The sequence below is a fragment of the Bremerella sp. P1 genome, assembly GCF_028748185.1.
Taxonomy (GTDB): domain Bacteria; phylum Planctomycetota; class Planctomycetia; order Pirellulales; family Pirellulaceae; genus Bremerella.
Genome location: NZ_CP118164.1, coordinates 48,360 through 65,155, shown reverse-complemented (window position 1 = coordinate 65,155; position 16,796 = coordinate 48,360). Strand labels below are relative to the sequence as shown.

The 16,796-nt window shown below is 55.9% G+C and carries 16 protein-coding genes; 13 read left to right on the top strand and 3 right to left on the bottom strand.

The annotated features are described in order from the left end of the window. Window positions 1-245 precede the first annotated feature (245 nt). The 10 genes from PSR63_RS00250 to PSR63_RS00205 all read left to right on the top strand — a co-directional run bounded on the left by PSR63_RS00250 (window position 246) and on the right by PSR63_RS00205 (window position 8,816). On the top strand, window positions 246-926 hold the full coding sequence (locus PSR63_RS00250) for a helix-turn-helix transcriptional regulator (protein WP_274329715.1): 681 nt from the start codon (window positions 246-248) through the stop codon (window positions 924-926). 1 nt (window position 927) lies between these two features. Next, window positions 928-1,527, top strand: coding sequence for an NADH-quinone oxidoreductase subunit B (locus PSR63_RS00245; RefSeq protein ID WP_274329714.1), 600 nt, complete (start codon window positions 928-930; stop codon window positions 1,525-1,527). 62 nt (window positions 1,528-1,589) lie between these two features. After that, the gene (gene sufC, locus PSR63_RS00240; protein WP_274329713.1) at window positions 1,590-2,408 is read left to right on the top strand and encodes a Fe-S cluster assembly ATPase SufC; all 819 of its coding nucleotides are present in this window, start codon (window positions 1,590-1,592) and stop codon (window positions 2,406-2,408) included. Between the two features lie 120 nt (window positions 2,409-2,528). Beyond that, window positions 2,529-3,944, top strand: coding sequence for a Fe-S cluster assembly protein SufB (gene sufB / locus PSR63_RS00235; RefSeq protein ID WP_274329711.1), 1,416 nt, complete (start codon window positions 2,529-2,531; stop codon window positions 3,942-3,944). A 104-nt stretch (window positions 3,945-4,048) separates the two neighbouring features. Then, window positions 4,049-5,374: a Fe-S cluster assembly protein SufD gene (gene sufD, locus PSR63_RS00230; protein WP_443111073.1), complete on the top strand. Its 1,326-nt coding sequence runs from the start codon at window positions 4,049-4,051 to the stop codon at window positions 5,372-5,374. 70 nt (window positions 5,375-5,444) lie between these two features. After that, window positions 5,445-5,759, top strand: a complete 315-nt coding sequence (locus tag PSR63_RS00225) for a non-heme iron oxygenase ferredoxin subunit (protein ID WP_274329709.1) — start codon at window positions 5,445-5,447, stop codon at window positions 5,757-5,759. A 14-nt stretch (window positions 5,760-5,773) separates the two neighbouring features. Beyond that, window positions 5,774-6,094 carry a metal-sulfur cluster assembly factor gene (locus PSR63_RS00220; RefSeq protein WP_274329707.1) on the top strand — a complete coding sequence of 107 codons (321 nt, stop codon included), beginning with the start codon at window positions 5,774-5,776 and terminating at the stop codon, window positions 6,092-6,094. 59 nt (window positions 6,095-6,153) lie between these two features. Beyond that, window positions 6,154-7,179, top strand: a complete 1,026-nt coding sequence (locus tag PSR63_RS00215; RefSeq protein WP_274329705.1) for an ATP-grasp domain-containing protein — start codon at window positions 6,154-6,156, stop codon at window positions 7,177-7,179. A 19-nt stretch (window positions 7,180-7,198) separates the two neighbouring features. Then, on the top strand, window positions 7,199-8,209 hold the full coding sequence (locus PSR63_RS00210; RefSeq protein ID WP_274329703.1) for a hydantoinase/oxoprolinase family protein: 1,011 nt from the start codon (window positions 7,199-7,201) through the stop codon (window positions 8,207-8,209). A gap of 4 nt (window positions 8,210-8,213) precedes the next feature. Then, window positions 8,214-8,816 carry an amino acid kinase family protein gene (locus PSR63_RS00205; RefSeq protein WP_274329701.1) on the top strand — a complete coding sequence of 201 codons (603 nt, stop codon included), beginning with the start codon at window positions 8,214-8,216 and terminating at the stop codon, window positions 8,814-8,816. Window positions 8,817-8,872: 56 nt separating this feature from the next. Here the strand turns inward: PSR63_RS00205 and PSR63_RS00200 are convergent, their stop codons facing one another. Further along, window positions 8,873-10,231, bottom strand: a complete 1,359-nt coding sequence (locus PSR63_RS00200) for a DUF1598 domain-containing protein (RefSeq protein ID WP_274329699.1) — start codon at window positions 10,229-10,231, stop codon at window positions 8,873-8,875. 503 nt (window positions 10,232-10,734) lie between these two features. Between PSR63_RS00200 and PSR63_RS00195 the strand changes: the two genes are divergently transcribed. After that, a complete protein-coding gene (locus PSR63_RS00195; RefSeq protein WP_274329697.1) occupies window positions 10,735-12,759 on the top strand; it encodes a sigma 54-interacting transcriptional regulator in 2,025 nt (674 codons plus the stop codon). A 187-nt stretch (window positions 12,760-12,946) separates the two neighbouring features. Beyond that, window positions 12,947-13,471, top strand: coding sequence for a chemotaxis protein CheX (locus tag PSR63_RS00190; RefSeq protein ID WP_274329695.1), 525 nt, complete (start codon window positions 12,947-12,949; stop codon window positions 13,469-13,471). Window positions 13,472-13,621: 150 nt separating this feature from the next. On the opposite strand, the gene PSR63_RS00185 is transcribed toward PSR63_RS00190, so the two are convergent. After that, on the bottom strand, window positions 13,622-14,053 hold the full coding sequence (locus PSR63_RS00185; RefSeq protein WP_274329693.1) for a thioredoxin family protein: 432 nt from the start codon (window positions 14,051-14,053) through the stop codon (window positions 13,622-13,624). Between the two features lie 472 nt (window positions 14,054-14,525). Here PSR63_RS00185 and PSR63_RS00180 point away from each other — a divergent pair, with 472 nt between their 5' ends. Further along, a complete protein-coding gene (locus tag PSR63_RS00180) occupies window positions 14,526-15,524 on the top strand; it encodes a Gfo/Idh/MocA family protein (RefSeq protein WP_274329691.1) in 999 nt (332 codons plus the stop codon). A gap of 24 nt (window positions 15,525-15,548) precedes the next feature. Here the strand turns inward: PSR63_RS00180 and PSR63_RS00175 are convergent, their stop codons facing one another. Then, window positions 15,549-16,676 (bottom strand): serine/threonine-protein kinase, encoded by a 1,128-nt coding sequence (locus PSR63_RS00175; RefSeq protein WP_274329689.1) that lies wholly within the window; start codon window positions 16,674-16,676, stop codon window positions 15,549-15,551. Window positions 16,677-16,796: the final 120 nt, after the last annotated feature.

Genomic DNA, 16,796 nt, shown 5'->3' with positions numbered 1-16,796 from the left:
CCGGATGAATGAAGGTTGTTCTAGTAGTCGTTCCGAATTGGATGAGCTGGGGCGATTAGGGGGCAGTAGTTGCCGTAATTTCTAACCTGTATCGTGGCAAGGGTTTACGTCAACGGTTGTCAGGGGGTCGCGATTTAACGAATATATACTTGTCAAAAATGCGATAATCCCTAACATTAGGGTACTGACACAACTTAGCGATACGGCTAGCAGATTGCCAGTCGTCCGAGAGCGATTTTAAGCGAATGAGCATCAATTCCGCGCAAAATGACACACGCTGGGCCAACGAGGTCTTCCCGACCGACTTGGTCGTGCTTGATCTATTGCGGAAGACTCCGTCGCTGACCACCGCCGAAATGGCCGTCGCGATGGAAGTCACGGCGACTGCTGTTCGTCAACGCTTAAATCGTTTGATGGGACAAGGTTACGTCGAACGAATTGCTGCCAAAGCAGGCCGCGGCCGACCGACCCACAAGTATCGCCTGACCACCAAAGGTGAGCGGAAAACGGGTGCCAACTACGCCGACCTGGCGATGGCCCTCTGGGACGAGATTCGTTCCATCGAAGATCCCGACGTGAAGCAAGGGCTCATTTCGCGACTCGCCAAGCGACTGGTCGGGATGTACGCCAGCCAGATTCACGGCGAAGACGCCCACGAGCGGATTCACGACCTGATGGCTTTGTTCATCGGTCGCCAGATTCCGCTGGAATACGACGAAGACACCGAGGGCAAGTCGGTCCTTAACGTACTGGCCTGTCCTTACCCCGATTTGGCCGAGCAGGATCGAGCGGTGTGTGCCCTCGAGAAAGCGATGTTCGCCGAGTTGGTGGGACAGAACATGAAGCTGAGCCATTGCCGGCTCGATGGCGAAGGTTGTTGCACCTACGAGTTGACGCAAATCAACTCGGAAACTGAAAGCGTGTAGCATGACCAAGCCATGGATTGAAGGTCGCTTCGAAGAGAACGTCATCACGACGACCATCGAACAGGCCATCAATTGGGGACAACAGGCAAGCATTTGGCCCATGACGTTTGGGTTGGCTTGTTGTGCGATCGAAATGATGGCCGTTGGGGCGAGTCGTTACGACATTGACCGCTTCGGTGCCGGAGCGTTTCGAGCTTCCCCGCGCCAAGCAGACTTGATGATTGTGGCGGGTACCGTCACGTACAAAATGGCCAGCCGAGTTCGGCGGCTATACAACATGATGCCCGATCCGAAGTACGTCATTGCCATGGGCGCTTGCACCGTGGGTGGTGGTCCTTACTTCAAGTATGGGTATCACGTGGTCAAAGGAGTTGACCTGGTTGTGCCCGTGGACGTTTACGTTCCCGGATGTCCTCCACGGCCGGAGGCACTGTTGGAAGGGTTGATGCGAATTCAGGATAAGATCCGCGGACATCGCATTAATAAGAAGGACGGGGTTCGCGTCGATGACGAGTTGCCCGTGCCACACCATTCCGGTTATGTCGAAGCGGCAGGATCGGAAAACCCGCTGACCCAACATCAAAAACATACTGGTAAATAACTTCCATGACGCCTCCCCCGGCGTTACCTCCGTTGAGACTCGAAAAGAGCGAATAGTCACGAATGACCGACGTATTGAAGATTGAGAATTTACACGTTTCGGTAGAAGAGAAACCGATCCTCAATGGCGTGAACCTGGAACTGAAGCGTGGTGAAACGCATGCTCTGATGGGCCCGAACGGTTCCGGTAAGAGCACGCTCGGTTTCGCCATTATGGGGCATCCCAAGTACGAAGTGACCGAAGGTCGCATTCTGCTGAACGATGTCGACGTCACTGAATTGGAAGCCGACGAACGTGCCCGACTTGGCTTGTTCATGGCCTTCCAGCGTCCGATCGCCATCCCTGGCGTTCGCCTGGCGGACTTCCTGCGTCATGCGACGACCAACGTCCGGAATCCAGAGCGTAAGGAAGGGGAAGACCTCATCCCGATGCGTGAGTTCCGTCGCGAAATCAAAGAGAAGATGAACCAGCTTCAGATGGACACCGAGTTCGCTCGTCGTTACGTCAACGATGGCTTCTCGGGCGGTGAAATGAAGCGGGCTGAAATCCTTCAGCTGGCCATGCTGCAGCCGAAGTTCGCCATCCTGGACGAGACCGATAGTGGTCTGGACGCCGACGCCGTGCGTTTGGCCAGCCAGAGTATCGCTCAGATCGGTGGCGAAGAGATGGGCCTGTTGATCATCACTCACCATGACAAGTTGCTCGAACACAACCCACCCTCGCATGCCCACGTGATGCTCGGTGGACGTATCGTCGAAAGTGGCGGCGTCGAACTGGCTCACGAACTGCATTCCAGCGGTTACGATCGCGTTCGCAAGGCATATCCGGAAGCGGCTGCCATGGAACGTGCGATGCAAGAAGAGGAAGAGCAAGCGGTTTAATCACGGATCATTTAGTCACTGGGCGAACGACTCGCCTTCGCCGCCTGAACTGCGACCAGGCACAACACGCGAAGCACCCCATCAATCGCCTTCGACGATATTCAATAGTTTGGAGAGACTATGGCCACCGATATTACTGACACCGGCGTAGAAAGCCCGATCGGTGAAATCAACAAGTACGATTTCCGCACGACCAGCAAGGGTGTCTTCAAGGCCAAGAAGGGATTGAATGCCGAGATCGTTAACCAGATCTCGGACATCAAGGAAGAACCGGATTGGATGCGGAAGTTCCGTTTGGACTCGCTGGAGATCTTCAACTCCAAGCCGATGCCCAAATGGGGCGGCGACATCAATCTCGACTTCCAGGACATCTACTACTACCTCAAGCCGACCGAGAAGCAAGGCAAGACGTGGGACGATGTGCCGGCCGAGATCAAGGAAACGTTTGAAAAGCTGGGCATTCCCGAAGCCGAACGTCAATACCTGGCTGGCGTGAAAGCTCAGTTCGAGAGCGAAGTGGTGTATGGCTCGCTGCAGGAAGACCTCGCCCAGAAGGGTGTTATCTTCACCGATACCGACACGGCCCTGCGGGAACACCCAGAGCTGCTGAAGGAGTACTTCGGTACGGTCATTCCGCCGCACGACAACAAGTTCGCTGCCCTTAACTCGGCCGTTTGGTCCGGTGGTTCGTTCATCTACGTTCCTCCTGGCGTCGAAATCGAATTCCCTCTGCAAACCTACTTCCGTATCAACGAAGAGAGCATGGGGCAGTTCGAGCGTACGCTGATCATCGTCGATGAAGGGGCGAAGATTCACTACGTCGAAGGTTGCACCGCTCCGATGTACTCGTCGGAAAGTCTGCACTCGGCCGTGGTGGAAGTGATTGCCAAGAAGGGTTCGCGTTGCCGTTACAGCACGATCCAGAACTGGGCGAACAATATCTACAACCTGGTGACCAAGCGAGCATTGGCATACGCCGACGCGACCATGGAATGGGTTGACGGTAACCTGGGTAGTCACCTGACGATGAAGTACCCGGCTGTTTACCTGATGGAACCAGGTGCTCGTGGCGAGATCCTTTCGATCGCATTCGCCGGTAAGCACCAGCACCAGGATACCGGTGCGAAGCTGGTTCACTGTGCTCCAAACACGTCCGGACAGATCATCTCTAAGAGTATCTCGAAGGATGGCGGTCGCGGTAGCTATCGCGGACTGGTTCGCGTCGAGGAAGGTGCTCATAACACCAAGTGCAGCGTTGTGTGCGATGCATTAATCCTCGATCCCGAAAGCCAGACCGACACCTATCCGTACATCGAAATCATGGAACCCGATGTCGCCATCGGTCACGAAGCGAGCGTCTCGCGCATTGGTGAAGAGCAACTCTTCTACCTGATGAGCCGCGGCCTGACCGAAGCGGAAGCGAGCACGATGATCGTCAATGGTTTCATCGAGCCGCTGGTGAAGGAACTGCCGATGGAATACGCGGTCGAACTGAACCGCTTGATCGAGCTGCAAATGGAAGGTTCGGTCGGTTAGTCGACTGAACTTTTCGTCTCCAAATTTGGGCCAAGCAGCGTCGATCGAGCTGGCGTGCTTGGCCATTTTTCTTTGACAGATAAGACCCGAACATTAGCGATATCATGAGCGTGGCAGCTGCAACCTCCGTCGAAAACTGGAATGCCGAAGCATTCAACGATTACGTCAATCAGCTGAACGAGCCACAGTGGCTTGTCGATCTTCGCCAGGACGCCTTCGAGAGCTTCGAGCAGAAGGACTGGCCAACCCGCAAGGAAGAAGAGTGGATGCGAACCGACATCCGCGGCTTCAACCTGAAGAAGTTCAATCCGCCTTGCTTCACCACCGAAGTCGATCCGGCGACCCTTCCTAGTGGCCTGTTGGCCGAAGGAGTCGACATCGGCGGGCAGGTGATTTCGTTGAATGGCAAGACGGCCGTCAGCACCATCAGCGAAGAACTCAAAGCAAAGGGTGTCATCTTCGGTGACTTCCGCACCGTGCTGGCCGAGCATGGCGACCTGGTGAAGAAATATCTCTTCCAAGGTGAGTTCGATCCGAACTTCGACAAGTTTAGTGCACTGCATGCCGCTTACTTTAGTGGCGGTGCGTTTCTGTTCGTCCCGCGCAACGTGCAGGTCGAGCAGCCGCTGCACGTTTTGAACCTGATCGGCGACAACGGGGTCGACCTGGCCCACACGTTGATCGTGCTGGAAGAAGGTGCCCAGGCTACCGTGCTGACCGAGTCGGCCAGCCTGGACGACGACCAGCCTGGCTTCCACTGTGGTGCGATTGAAGTGATCGTGGGCGATCGAGCCAACCTCCGCTTCGTGAACCTGCAGAACTGGGGCGAGAAGGTCTGGCACTTCGCTCAGCAGAAAGGTTGCGTCGGCCAAGACGGCAATTTGTTCTGGACGCTGGGTGCCCTGGGTAGCCGCCTGTCGAAAGTGAATCAGCATGTTGCCCTCGACAAGCCGGGTGCTCACTGCGAAGTGAACGGGGTGCTCTTCACCGAAGGGAAGCAGCATCTTTCCTACCACACGCAGCAGTATCACCGTGCCCCGAGTTGCACGAGCAACTTCCTCTACAAAGCGGCCTTGCAAGATCACTCGCGCACCGTGTGGCGAGGCATGATCAAGGTCGCTCCGGGTGCTCAGAAGACTGACGGCTACCAGCGTATCGACAATCTGCTGCTGACCGAGCACAGCCGTGCTGACTCGATCCCTGGTTTGGAAATCGAAGCGGACGACGTTCGCTGCACCCACGGTGCCACGACCGGCAAGGTAGACGAAGAGCAAATTTTCTACGCCATGGCTCGCGGTTATACCCGCAAAGAAGCGATGCGAATGATCGTGACCGGCTTCTTTCAGCAGGTCTTCGACCGCATCACGCTCGAATCGGTTCGTGAAGCCCTGGGCCACGCGATCGCCACCCGTGTTCGCGAATACGAATAAAGAACGGCCTGCTCCAGCCGATCACTCGAAAACAACCAACCACACCCTGCTCTGCAAGTAAGTAACCCGAATGTCCGACTTTGTGCGTGTCGCGGCCCTCAGTGAGATTCCTGATCCTGGAAAAGAAGTCTTTGAAGTCGACGATCGTTTTGTGATCGTCATTCATGCCGGAGGTCAGGTATACTGCTTGGATGACGTTTGCACCCACGACGACGGACCGCTGGGCGAAGGGGACTTGGAAGGTTACGAAATCGAGTGCCCTCGTCACGGAGCCAAGTTTGACATTCGGACCGGTAAGGCAACGCTGATGCCAGCGACTCAGCCAACCCAGGTTCACGAAGCGAAGATTGAAGCGGGCGATATCTACGTTCGCCTTGTTGATTAAGAAGGAGCCCACCGATGGCACTAACGGAAGACACTGTCCGCGAACAACTCAAGAACGTGATCGACCCGGAATTGTTTGTGAACATCGTCGATCTGGGCCTGGTTTACGAGGTCAACTTCGAGGATATCGAAGACTCGGAAGACAAGAAAGTCTTGATTAACATGACCATGACCAGCCCTGCGTGTCCGGCCGGCCCGCAGCTGATTGGTGGTGCGAAGCAGTTCGTTTCGCAGATGGAAGGAGTTGGCGACGTCGACGTGAAGATCGTCATGGACCCGCCATGGTCGCCTGATCGCATGACCGAGGACGCCCGCGATCAACTGGGTATCTTCTAAACGGCTTCACCGGTTGAAGTCGATTCGCACAACTTAGATGGGGGCAAGAAGCGTTAGTGATGGCGTCGCAAGACCCCTATCCTCGCAGTGTCTTTGTTTATGAATTGATTACCGGGGGTGGTCTCTATTCAGTCCCCGGTTCGCCCGCCCCGAGTGGGTCTCTGCTGAAAGAAGGCACGGCCATGCTGGCCGCTGTCGTCGAAGACTTCGCCGCCATCGAAGGCATGTCGGTAACCGTGCTGCGTGACTCTCGTCTGCCGACGTTATCGGTCGCCGCCGCTGAGCAAATCGCGGTCGAAGGAATTGAGGGAGAGCGAGCGGCGTTTCGCGATGCCGTTAAATCGACCCAGGCCACGCTGGTGATCGCACCTGAATTCGATGGCCTACACCTCGCACGGACCCAGTGGGCAGAAGATGACGGTGCTTTCCTGATCAGCCCCGAAGCGAACTTCGTTGAGCAGGCCGCTTGCAAATGGACGTGCTTCCAGCGGTGGCGGGACGCATCGGTTCGCACGATCGACACGTTTCAAGTCAGCGAGCGTTCAAGCTGGGAGCATTTATTAGACCTGCCGGTGGTCACGAAGCCCTCGGACGGGGCAGGCTCGGAGGGAGTACTTTCTTGGAATGCCGGATTCGAAATAAATGGGGCCTTAATCAACAGCGAAAAATATCTCATACAGCCAAAGGCTGTTGGCCGAGCCGTCAGTTGCTCTGCGCTGGGCGATGGTACGGAATTCTTTCTTTTGCCGGCTGCGTATCAGTCACTTGATAAAGATTTGAAATATCATGGAGGTAGCTTGCCCATCCGGACCGAGCTGAACGTACGAGCGCATCGCCTTGCGGCGCAAGCAATTAGGGCGATGCCCCCTTTTCGGGGCTATGTGGGGCTTGATATGATCTTGGGGCCTTGTCCCGAGGGAACGGACGACGTCGCGGTCGACTTGAATCCGCGGCTCACCAGTTCGTACGTAGGCTTAAGGCTGTTGCTGAAGAATAACCTGGCCCAAGCCATGTTGGACGTGGCTTCCGGTCAGCCGTTCGAGCTCCGGTTAGGCTGTGGCAAAGTCGATTTTGAGATCCTTTAAGTGAGGAAGTAGAGAGCGTATGACAGTCCTGGGCGTTGACGTTGGAGGAGCCAACATCAAAATTGCGACGGGCGATGGTTTCGCTTACTCCTTTCCATTCGCGATCTGGAAGAAGAAACACGAACTGGTCGTCAATCTGAAGCACGTGCTGGGGATGACCCCGGTCTTTGATCGTGTCGCTGTGACCATGACTGCCGAGCTAGCCGACTGCTTCGGGTCGAAAGCGGAAGGCGTTCGATTCGTTCTGTCCGCGATCCGCGAAGTCTTTACTGATTACCCCGTGAAGGTCTACACCGTTACCGGCAAGATGGTTTCGCTGGAAGACGGCATCATGGATCCCCTTTCAGTCGCAGCTGCCAACTGGCATGCATTGGGTCGCTTTGGTGGCCAGTGGTTTCAAGGCAAGAGCGGGCTGGTCGTCGACGTCGGCTCGACAACTACCGACATCATTCCTCTGATCGACGGCCAGGTGGCCAGCAAATCGAAGTCCGACCTATGCCGACTCCTGGCCGGCGAGTTGGTCTACCTTGGCGTCGAACGCACGCCAATCTGCGGCATCACCGATTACGTCCACTTCCGTGGTAAACGCGTTCCAGTCGCGAATGAATGGTTTGCTACGTCGATCGATATCTTGCTGGCGCTAGGGCTGTTCGACGAAGAGCCAGAGAACCATGGCACCGCCGACGGACGCCCTGCCACGCGCGAGTTCGCCAAGACACGCCTGGCTCGGATGATTTGTGCCGACGGCGACGAGGTGACCTGGACCGAGATCAACGAGATGGCTCGCGAGCTGAACTCGATCATGGTCAAGAAGATTGCCACCGGCATTCGCCAGGTAGTGGAAGAGCTGAATATGAACGTCGAGCTGACCGTGATTAGCGGTCACGGTGACTTCCTGGCCGAAGCTGCTCTCGATTCGGCTGGCGTGGTGACTCACCGCGAATATCTGACCGACCTGATCGGTGCCAACGCCGCACGATGTGCCCCGGCGTATGCCTTGGCCATTCTGGCGGAAGAAGCCTGGGACTAGGGGGATGGGCTTCGCCGTTTGGAAGTTGGGCGGAAGTCTGTTTGATCTGCCTGACCTGGCCGAGCGAATTCGCCGTCTACATGACGCACTGTCCCCTGCTCTGCCGGTGGTGATCATTCCTGGCGGAGGAGCCTTCGCCGATGCCGTGCGGAAGATGGATCAAGTACATCGCCTCGATCCGCTCGACAGTCATCATCTTGCCCTCGATGCGATGCGACTATCGGCTTCGCTGGTGGCTGGTCTATTGAAGCAGAATGCGGTGACCGATCTAAAGACGCAGCGGGAGTCGATCGAGGCCTGGGCGCGTGCCCAGCGCGAGCCGGCGCTTCAGGTATGGGATGTCATCGACAGCTGGAATACGCTGCTGCCGGAAGTCGAAGAGGCCTATGGTCCGACCCCTGCCGACTGGCGACTCACCAGCGATTCAATTGCCGCGACGCTGGCTGCTCATTGGGGTGCGGAGGAACTGGTGTTGGTGAAATCGATCGATCGACCGATGGAGTCCTCCTGGGAGCTGCGGGCAAAGGTCGGGGCGGTGGATAAGGTCTTTCCCCAGATCGCTCCGCACGTCCAACGCATCGAGTGGGTGAACCTAAGGGCGCAATAAAAAACGGCCTCCACTTGGGAGGCCGTTTCTGTCTCATTCAAGCGAAAGTCGCGAGACTAGTTCCACCACCAGATATTGTTGGTGTTGGCAGCCAGCTGCTCGGTTCGCAGCGTGTCCATACCTTCGACGTTTTCGGTGTGGCTGGCAACTTCCCACGAGTTGATGTCGACGCCGCCGGAAGCAGTGATGACCCACTGGCGACCCTTCTTCATGGCACTGAAGAAGGTTGGCACGGTATCAGGCGTGGCGAACTTTTCCAACTGAACTGGGCTCGCTGGGCTCTTGATCATGTCCAGCTCGAGGTCCGCCTTGCCCAGGAGGTTTTCCTTTTCCAGCAGAGCCGCGATCACACACATGTCCATCACGTTTCGCAATTCCCCGAAGATCTTATCTTCTACGGAAAGCTCTTCGTAATTCTTGGTCATCGCATCGGCCCACTTCTGAGGAATGGCACTGACCTTACCGGTCTGAGCGACGGAACCGTCTTCGGCAATGATCTCGTCTTCGGTCATGGCCTTCACGCCAGGACCACGCAGCTGCCAGGCCAGGCCGTCTTCGCTTTGGGCCAGTGGCTGATAGTTACAAGCCAACCACCAACGCGGCATGGCGTTCTGCACGGCACGGGCCGAAGGAAGCATATCGAGGTAGCTAGGCAAACCGCGAACAGGGCTTGGGTCCAAGTGCATGGCGATACGCTTCATACGGAAGTCAGCGGCGACCAGCACGCGGGCAAAGTGGCTATCCTTAGGCACACCAGTGATGGTGATGACCTGGGCACCCATGGCTCGTTCGACGCCGGCTTTCACGCTGGCGTCCATGCGAGTCAGGCTGGCCAGGTAGTTGTCCAGGTTTTGACGACCTTCCGCGGTTGGGTCGATCGAGCAGGTGATTCCACCGCGGCGAGCTTCTTCGGTCGAACGCATGGCGACGATGAAGTCTTCCAGAAGCAGAACCGGACGACCGGTCGTGACACCGACCACGTTGCCCGACTCGTCAATCGTCCAACCTTCGGCGGGACCAGCGAGGATGACGTCGTTGTTGGCTTCGTCCACGAAGACGTATTCGATACGCTGCAGACCGGCCATGTACTTCACGGCGTCAGGCAGCTTACCGCCGTTGTTTTCTTGCGAGGCTTTGATCGCCGCGTTCAATCCGCGAAGCGAGACCTTACGCATCTTCACCGGTGTGGCCAGATCGCCGGGCACCTTTTCCAATGCGTTCATCATTTCCTGTCGAAGCTGACGCTTCACTTCCGGACGAGCGGAAGTCAGCTGCCCTTGGGCATCGATGGAAACACCACCGACAGCATTTTGTCTGAAGCCGACTTGCCCTGCGTAAACAGAAGCAGCAGCGAGACTCATGCCAAGTACCATAAGCAGAGCAAAGCGAACGCGCGGGAGCACAAAGGCTTTCATTCGAAAGATCTCCGGTTTTATCGCGATAGATCACATCGAGCGTCACCGGATGGGTGAAAACGTCGACCGATCTAAAAAGAGCCGTTATATAGCTCAGTCAGTGAAAGGATCCCGTGCAGGCCTTATTTGCCCACATCGGCTAGTCCGACAAGGTAAGAAAATCCGCGCAAGTTGGGATTTCCATTCAATCTACAATAGTTCGGCCCGAAATCGGTTGCAAGGATTCGGTCCAAATCCCATTTTCCGAATCTTCATGTTCAGGCTGTACGTTTTTTGGGGATTGGTGGCCCATATGGCACCTTCCTATTCTACCTAGTTAGCCCATAGGAAGGGAACACCAACCCGCTAGGGCATTTGCGGATAACTGGCGCAAAATTCACCACTAACGATTTTGCCTCGAACAATTTCGTGCCTATAAGTGTATTATTACGATACATATGTTGGGGAGCATATGGTTACTCGGGGTGGCAAGTTCTGGATAGTAAGGTCAGCAAAAAAACAGAATGATCGCGTATTTGATTATTCGTGAAGGTTCCAAATGGACGGATGTTTTTCGACTCGTCGAAGGGCAAAACGTCACGATCGGTCGCGCGCCGACCAATCAGATTGTCATCAAGGACGATCGCTGTAGCCGCTATCACGCCGAAATCTTCCTCTCCCAAGGTGTCTGGACCATACGCGATCTCGACTCGCGTAATGGCACGACCGTCGAAGATTCCCCTATTCGTGGGGACCAAGCCCTGACGCCTGGTAACATCATCCGCGTGGCCAATACCCAGTTGGCGTTCGTGAACGATCTGTCGACGGCGTTTCCCGATGGTTCGTCCAGCAGTAACCATCTGTTCGATTCCAATGCTGAAATCGACCAGACGATTGCCGGCTACGACAGCGAACACGTGCTCGACATCGCCGAGCCGACCAACATCACGCATCGACGGCAACAGACACGTTTCCTTAAGCCGGAGATACAAGACGCGAAAGAGAGCTCGGTCGTACCACGTGTCGGTCGGGCAGCAGCTCGGTTGTGTCAGTTGGCGTTTGAGTTGGCCCAACAGGCCGACATCATCGCGGTGGCAAACCTGGCCCTGGAAGGTTTGTTCGAGAGCACCCAAGTCGATTCCGGCGCAGTGCTGCTGATCCCTCGCACGTTTAAGGGACCAGCGACTGAGAAGGACCTGGAACTTATTAGTTCTCGGACCGATAAGTTGCCGGTCTATCATCGCATCTCGCGGTTCCTGGCCAACACGGTCCTGCGTGAAGGGGAAGCGGTCTTAGCCCGCAACGTGACCGACGACAGTCGCTTCGGAAGCCGCGATAGCAAAGGCGATATCCATGCAACCAGTGTGCTCGCTGCTCCGATCCGACAGAACGGAAAAGTGATCGGCCTGATTCATCTTTACTCGACCGATACGGGGCGAATTCCCGATCCGGAAGATCTCGAGTTCACGCTGGCCGTCGCCGAAAATGTCGCGCTTGCGCTGAAGAATCTCGAGCGGCAACAAGAACTGACCGAAACCATTTCGCAGTCGATGGTCGAAATCGACGAACTGCGTCAGCGGTTAGGAGCCGAAAGCAATATCGTCGGAAGCAGTCCGCTGATTCTCGACGTGCAAAAGCAAATCGCCCGAGTCGCCCCCAGTCGAGCGACCATCTTGATCACCGGTGAAAGTGGTGTCGGTAAGGAACTGGTTGCCCGTGCGGTTCACTTTGCCAGCACGCGCAAGAAAGGCCCGTTCGTTTGTTTGAACTGCGCCGCGCTGAGCGAGTCGCTGCTCGAAAGCGAACTGTTTGGTCACGAGAAAGGTGCGTTCACCGGTGCGACTGATCGCAAGGTCGGTAAGTTTGAAGCAGCCCATCGCGGTACGCTCATGCTCGATGAAATCGGTGAGATGAGCGAAGCGATTCAGGCGAAGTTTCTCCGCGTTCTTGAAGGGCATCCGTTCGAGCGTGTCGGTGGCAATGAAGCGGTTCAGGTCGACGTGCGGGTGATCGCGGCCACCAACCGCGACCTGGAGAAAGAAGTGGAACGCGGTCGTTTCCGACGCGACTTGTTCTTCCGCTTGCGTGTGGTGGAAGTCAACGTTCCCCCGCTTCGTAAGCGTCCTGAAGATATCCTCGAACTGGCGTCTTACTTCGTGCAGAAGTACAACGCCGAGACCGGTCGGAAGATCCTCGGCTTCTCGCAGTCGGCAATCGACGACCTGCAGAAATACCGCTGGCCTGGAAACGTCCGCGAATTAAAGAACGTCATTGAGCGGGCCGTCGTCTTGGCTCAATCGGAACGGATCAGCTCCGATGACCTCGCGTTGTCTAACCTGACCGCTAGTGGCGATACGGCCGAGCTGAATGCTACCAAGAGTGGCTATGAACCTCTCTCGCTCGCTGATCTCGAAAAGCGTCATATTGGCGCCACCTTGCGGGCGACCGGTTGGAATAAGAGCCGCACCGCAGGAATCTTGGGGATCGAACGGTCGACGCTCGATCGGAAGATCCGCCGTTATCAAATTCAGCCCCCTGCCGAAGCCTAAGCTTTTTGCCAGAGCGTTGGGATTGTGTAGCGGCTGTAGCGATCGTACGGCTTGGGGCTATTGAGGCTCCTGACCAAGGTTGACCATCTTGCCCCCCAGTCAGGATTCGTAACGAAAACTGACCAATACTTTCTTGGCTGTTCAACACCGAAGAGTCATTTACAGAATTCCCGTAGTGGGGGCAATTATGGCAACCGTGGCTGAAAATGTGACCGGTCTGGCAGGAACCAACAATGTTCTTGCTGAAGCAGTAGTTTCTTCCGTTGAGAACGCTCTGACGATGTGCGGTACGTCCGCACGCTGCGTGGGTGTGGCTCGCGTGCCACTTCGCGAGAATGGCCTGGTAACAGGCATCATCGGCGTTCACGGACGCGTTTCCGGTTTCATCACGGTAAACATGTCGGAAATGTTGGCCATCAACGTGGTGGAAGGCCTGCTACAAGAAGAGTTTGGCAAGCTTACCAGCCAGGTTGTAGACGGTGCCGGCGAAGTCACCAACATGATTTGTGGTGGCATCAAGTCGCAGTTGTCCAAGACAGCGTTCTCGTTCCAGGGAATCACCGTTCCGTCCGTGATTGTAGGCGAGGGCTACCAAATGGCATTCGCACGCGGACTCGAATTCGTGAGCGCGACCTTCGAGCACGATAATTCAGAAGCCATCATGTTGGACGACCGCTTGCTTTCGGTCAGCATGTGCTTCCTGAAGCTGTAAACAGAGAACTGTCTTGCGGCAGAGATAAATAATAGAGAAACGTTGGAACGAATTGTCCGTCCCAACGCATACCGGGCGGTCCTAATCGACCGCCCATTTTTTTTGGATATGGCGCGATGCTGCGGGACATCGTGCACTGGGCAGTAGAAACTACTGCGAGATCGGCAGGACTTCCAGCTTGTCGCTATCTGCTTCTTGAGCGGCGACAGCGCGGTCTACCAGGGTCTGGATGGTCGATTCGGATTGAACACCAATCAGAACCTGACGACGCCAGCCATCTTTCGTCTTGCGGTAGAGAGCCAGTTGCGGGTAGCCTCCGCCCGACATGATGCGGTGAGCGATTCGAGGTTGGGCATCAGCATCCACTTCTGTGTAGACGACACCGCTCAAACGGCCAGCGCGTTGCAGGCGTGGGATGATCGATTGCTTCATCGTCACGCATGCTGGGCACCAATCTGTTCCGACGAGGACGAGCATCGGCTTGCCGGTTTCCGAGGCGTCTTTGAATGCCGAGCTGTAATCGGCTGTCGTGTCGCCAACTGCGGAAACTTGCAACAGAATGGCCATGGTAATACCGAGCATAAAAATCGTTCCTTACTTAATTCTGCCCGTTAGCTTGAATTGGGCCTGCACCTTGGGTCACAGGTGAACAAACAGACCACGTAGTCCAGAAAACTTGGGTGGGGTGTGGTTGTCGTTTGGGATCCAGTCAGTCGTATTGCGTGAGAGCCGCAGCGGAGTGCGACTCGGGTGAACGAGATGGACTCGTTACTTTGACCACCCAACGCTGCACAATGGGTTTTGTGCGCTGACCGGTCCTGAGGTTTGGGCCAAGTTTAACGATTCAGAAGTCGGTGACAAGTGTCCAATATGAGAAGTTCCCAAAGACTTTTCGGGTAGTCGCATCAACTTGATTGCTGACCGCACGTTGGAGGAGCGAAAAAGAAATTCCATTTCCGACTAGAGTTGTGCTAGCAGAAATGCTTCAATAGCCAATAGTTACGGCAAGCCTGCTGGGGCAATTGCCTGCAAGATTTCAAGGACGTATGCCTGTATGGTGTTACACATTGGTGTGGTCGGATTAGGGTGCGATTGGGAATCGCGTCACCGCCCTGCCCTTCACTCTCTGCAAGATCGCTTTAAGGTCGAATTCATCTGCGATGAGGTCGCCCTACGGGCCAAAAGTGCCGCATCGCAGTTCAATGCGCTATCCCCGCATGGATTCCGCAAGCCAATTTCGTCCGAACATATCGATGCGATTTTTTTGCTCGATCAGCAGTGGTCTGGCCTATTGCCGCTTCAATCGGCGTGCTCCGCGGGGAAGGCTGTCTATCTGAATACGGCGCTCGAACTCGATTCAGAGGCCCAGGCCGAGGTTGTGCGGCTCGTTGAATCGACCAAAGTTCCTTTCATGATCGAGTTTCCGCGGCGATTTGCCCCGGCCACGATTCGACTGAAGGAATTGATCGCCACGCAACTTGGTCGACCCAAGCTGATTTTCTGTCACCACCGCATTACACCGGCTCAAGGAGCGAACAGTCCTCGCTGGCTCATCATTCAACGCTACCTGGCCGAAATCTTCGACTGGTGCCGCTACATTGTCGACGGAAAGCCAGAGTCGCTGATGAGTGTCAGTTACCCGCGTGCCGAAGATCCGACCGACATGGAATACCAGATGCTCAGCGTCGATTTCCAGTCGAAGGAAGATCCCGGTCAGCGCGTCGTCGCTCAGATTAGTGCCGGGACTTACCTGCGGAATGACTGGCCCGAAGCGGTCTCGTTTCGACCACCAGCTGCAATGCAGGTTTGCTGTGAGAATGGGATCGCGTTTATCGATCTGCCCAACACGCTGATCTGGTTCAACGGTGCTGGTCGTCACATGGAATCGCTGGAAGGGGAACGCCCTGTCGGAGAACGGCTCTTCTCGGCATTCCATCGCTTGCTAGAGAACGGCAACAATCATTTCGATTGCTTGACCGAATTCCGCGAATCGACCCGCGTAATCCAGGCGGCTCGGCAAAGCATTGCCGAAAACCGCCGCGTTACCTTTTAGCCCTTGGCCTACATGCCACAGGGCTTAAGCAAGGTCTTCTTCGGTCTGCTGAAGCTCTTCGATCCATAGACGGATCTCGTTGTCGTATTCGACGGCGAGATCCCCTTTGACCAGTTGGCGATGGAACGAAGCTGCCCCGCCGGATCGCAAGTCGGCATCTTCCGCGGAAGGAAAACGCCGCGATGGATCAGGCGCGATCAAGCGTCGGCAGAAGTTCATCAGCAGTTCGTTGCAGGTCACCTCTTCCGGGAGGATATCTAACAGACGCTGTGCCAGGAAACGCTTCGTTTCAAGCAGTTCACGGAAGTTCTTAATGTGGCCGAAGAGGGAACGTCCCGAGAGCATCTCGATTAAGACGTATCCCAAGCTGGCCAAATCGCTACGCGGCGTGGCCTCGGCTCCCTCCAGCACCTCTGGTGCTGCGTAGGCTGGCGTGCACGTTCGCGTATCCGGTGCATGGTCGATCTCGAAAGCCGAGCCGATATCAATCAGCTTCGCCGCACCGGTACGTTTGAGCATGATGTTCGACGGCTTCACGTCCGAGTGAACAACGCCATCTCGGTGAAGCGCCGCCAAAGCGGCCAAACAGTCCCGCGCGATCGCCACCGCCACGCCTGGTTTGAAGCGAGGCTGTTGCGGTCCCTTGGTGACCACGACTTGATTGATGTACTCCCAACGCTGGTCGGTGACCTGGGGGCGAATACGTTCGACCATCCCAGGCGTCGAAAGCTTCTGCAGGTCGTAGCCGTCTACCCATTCCATTACCATCACGCGGATTGTGCTGGAATCGAGAAAGTTATGGATCTCGAGTAGATTGTGCTGCTGAATCTGGGCAACCCGCGAAGCCACCCGAGCACTTCGCGCCATCGCGTCGTTGTAGTGCGTAGCACTCTCAAAGCGTTCAGGCGAGAAGATCTTGATGGCTAGAGGAAGCGTGAAGCCGTTGGCACCGCGGCGCTCGGTGAGAAACACCAAGCCTTGTCCGCCAGAGCCGAGCAATCGTCGGAGCGCGTAGTGCTCGGTCCAACTCGATCTTTTCGAGTGAATAAGCTGTTCGTAACGCTGCATCAGCTCGACGGGGCACTTCCGCTCGGGGGCATCGCCATCCAAGGAAAGGGTCGGCTGAAGGTTTTGTTGCGTTGTGGTGAGCATGAGTGGCGACTTCCTGTCGGCGTCATTGGGGTTCAAAACGCAAAATGTCCTTGTGCATGATGTGCATGATAGGAGGGAGTGAATCTGTGGGTAAAGATTCTTTCCCGCAAAATCGTGAAT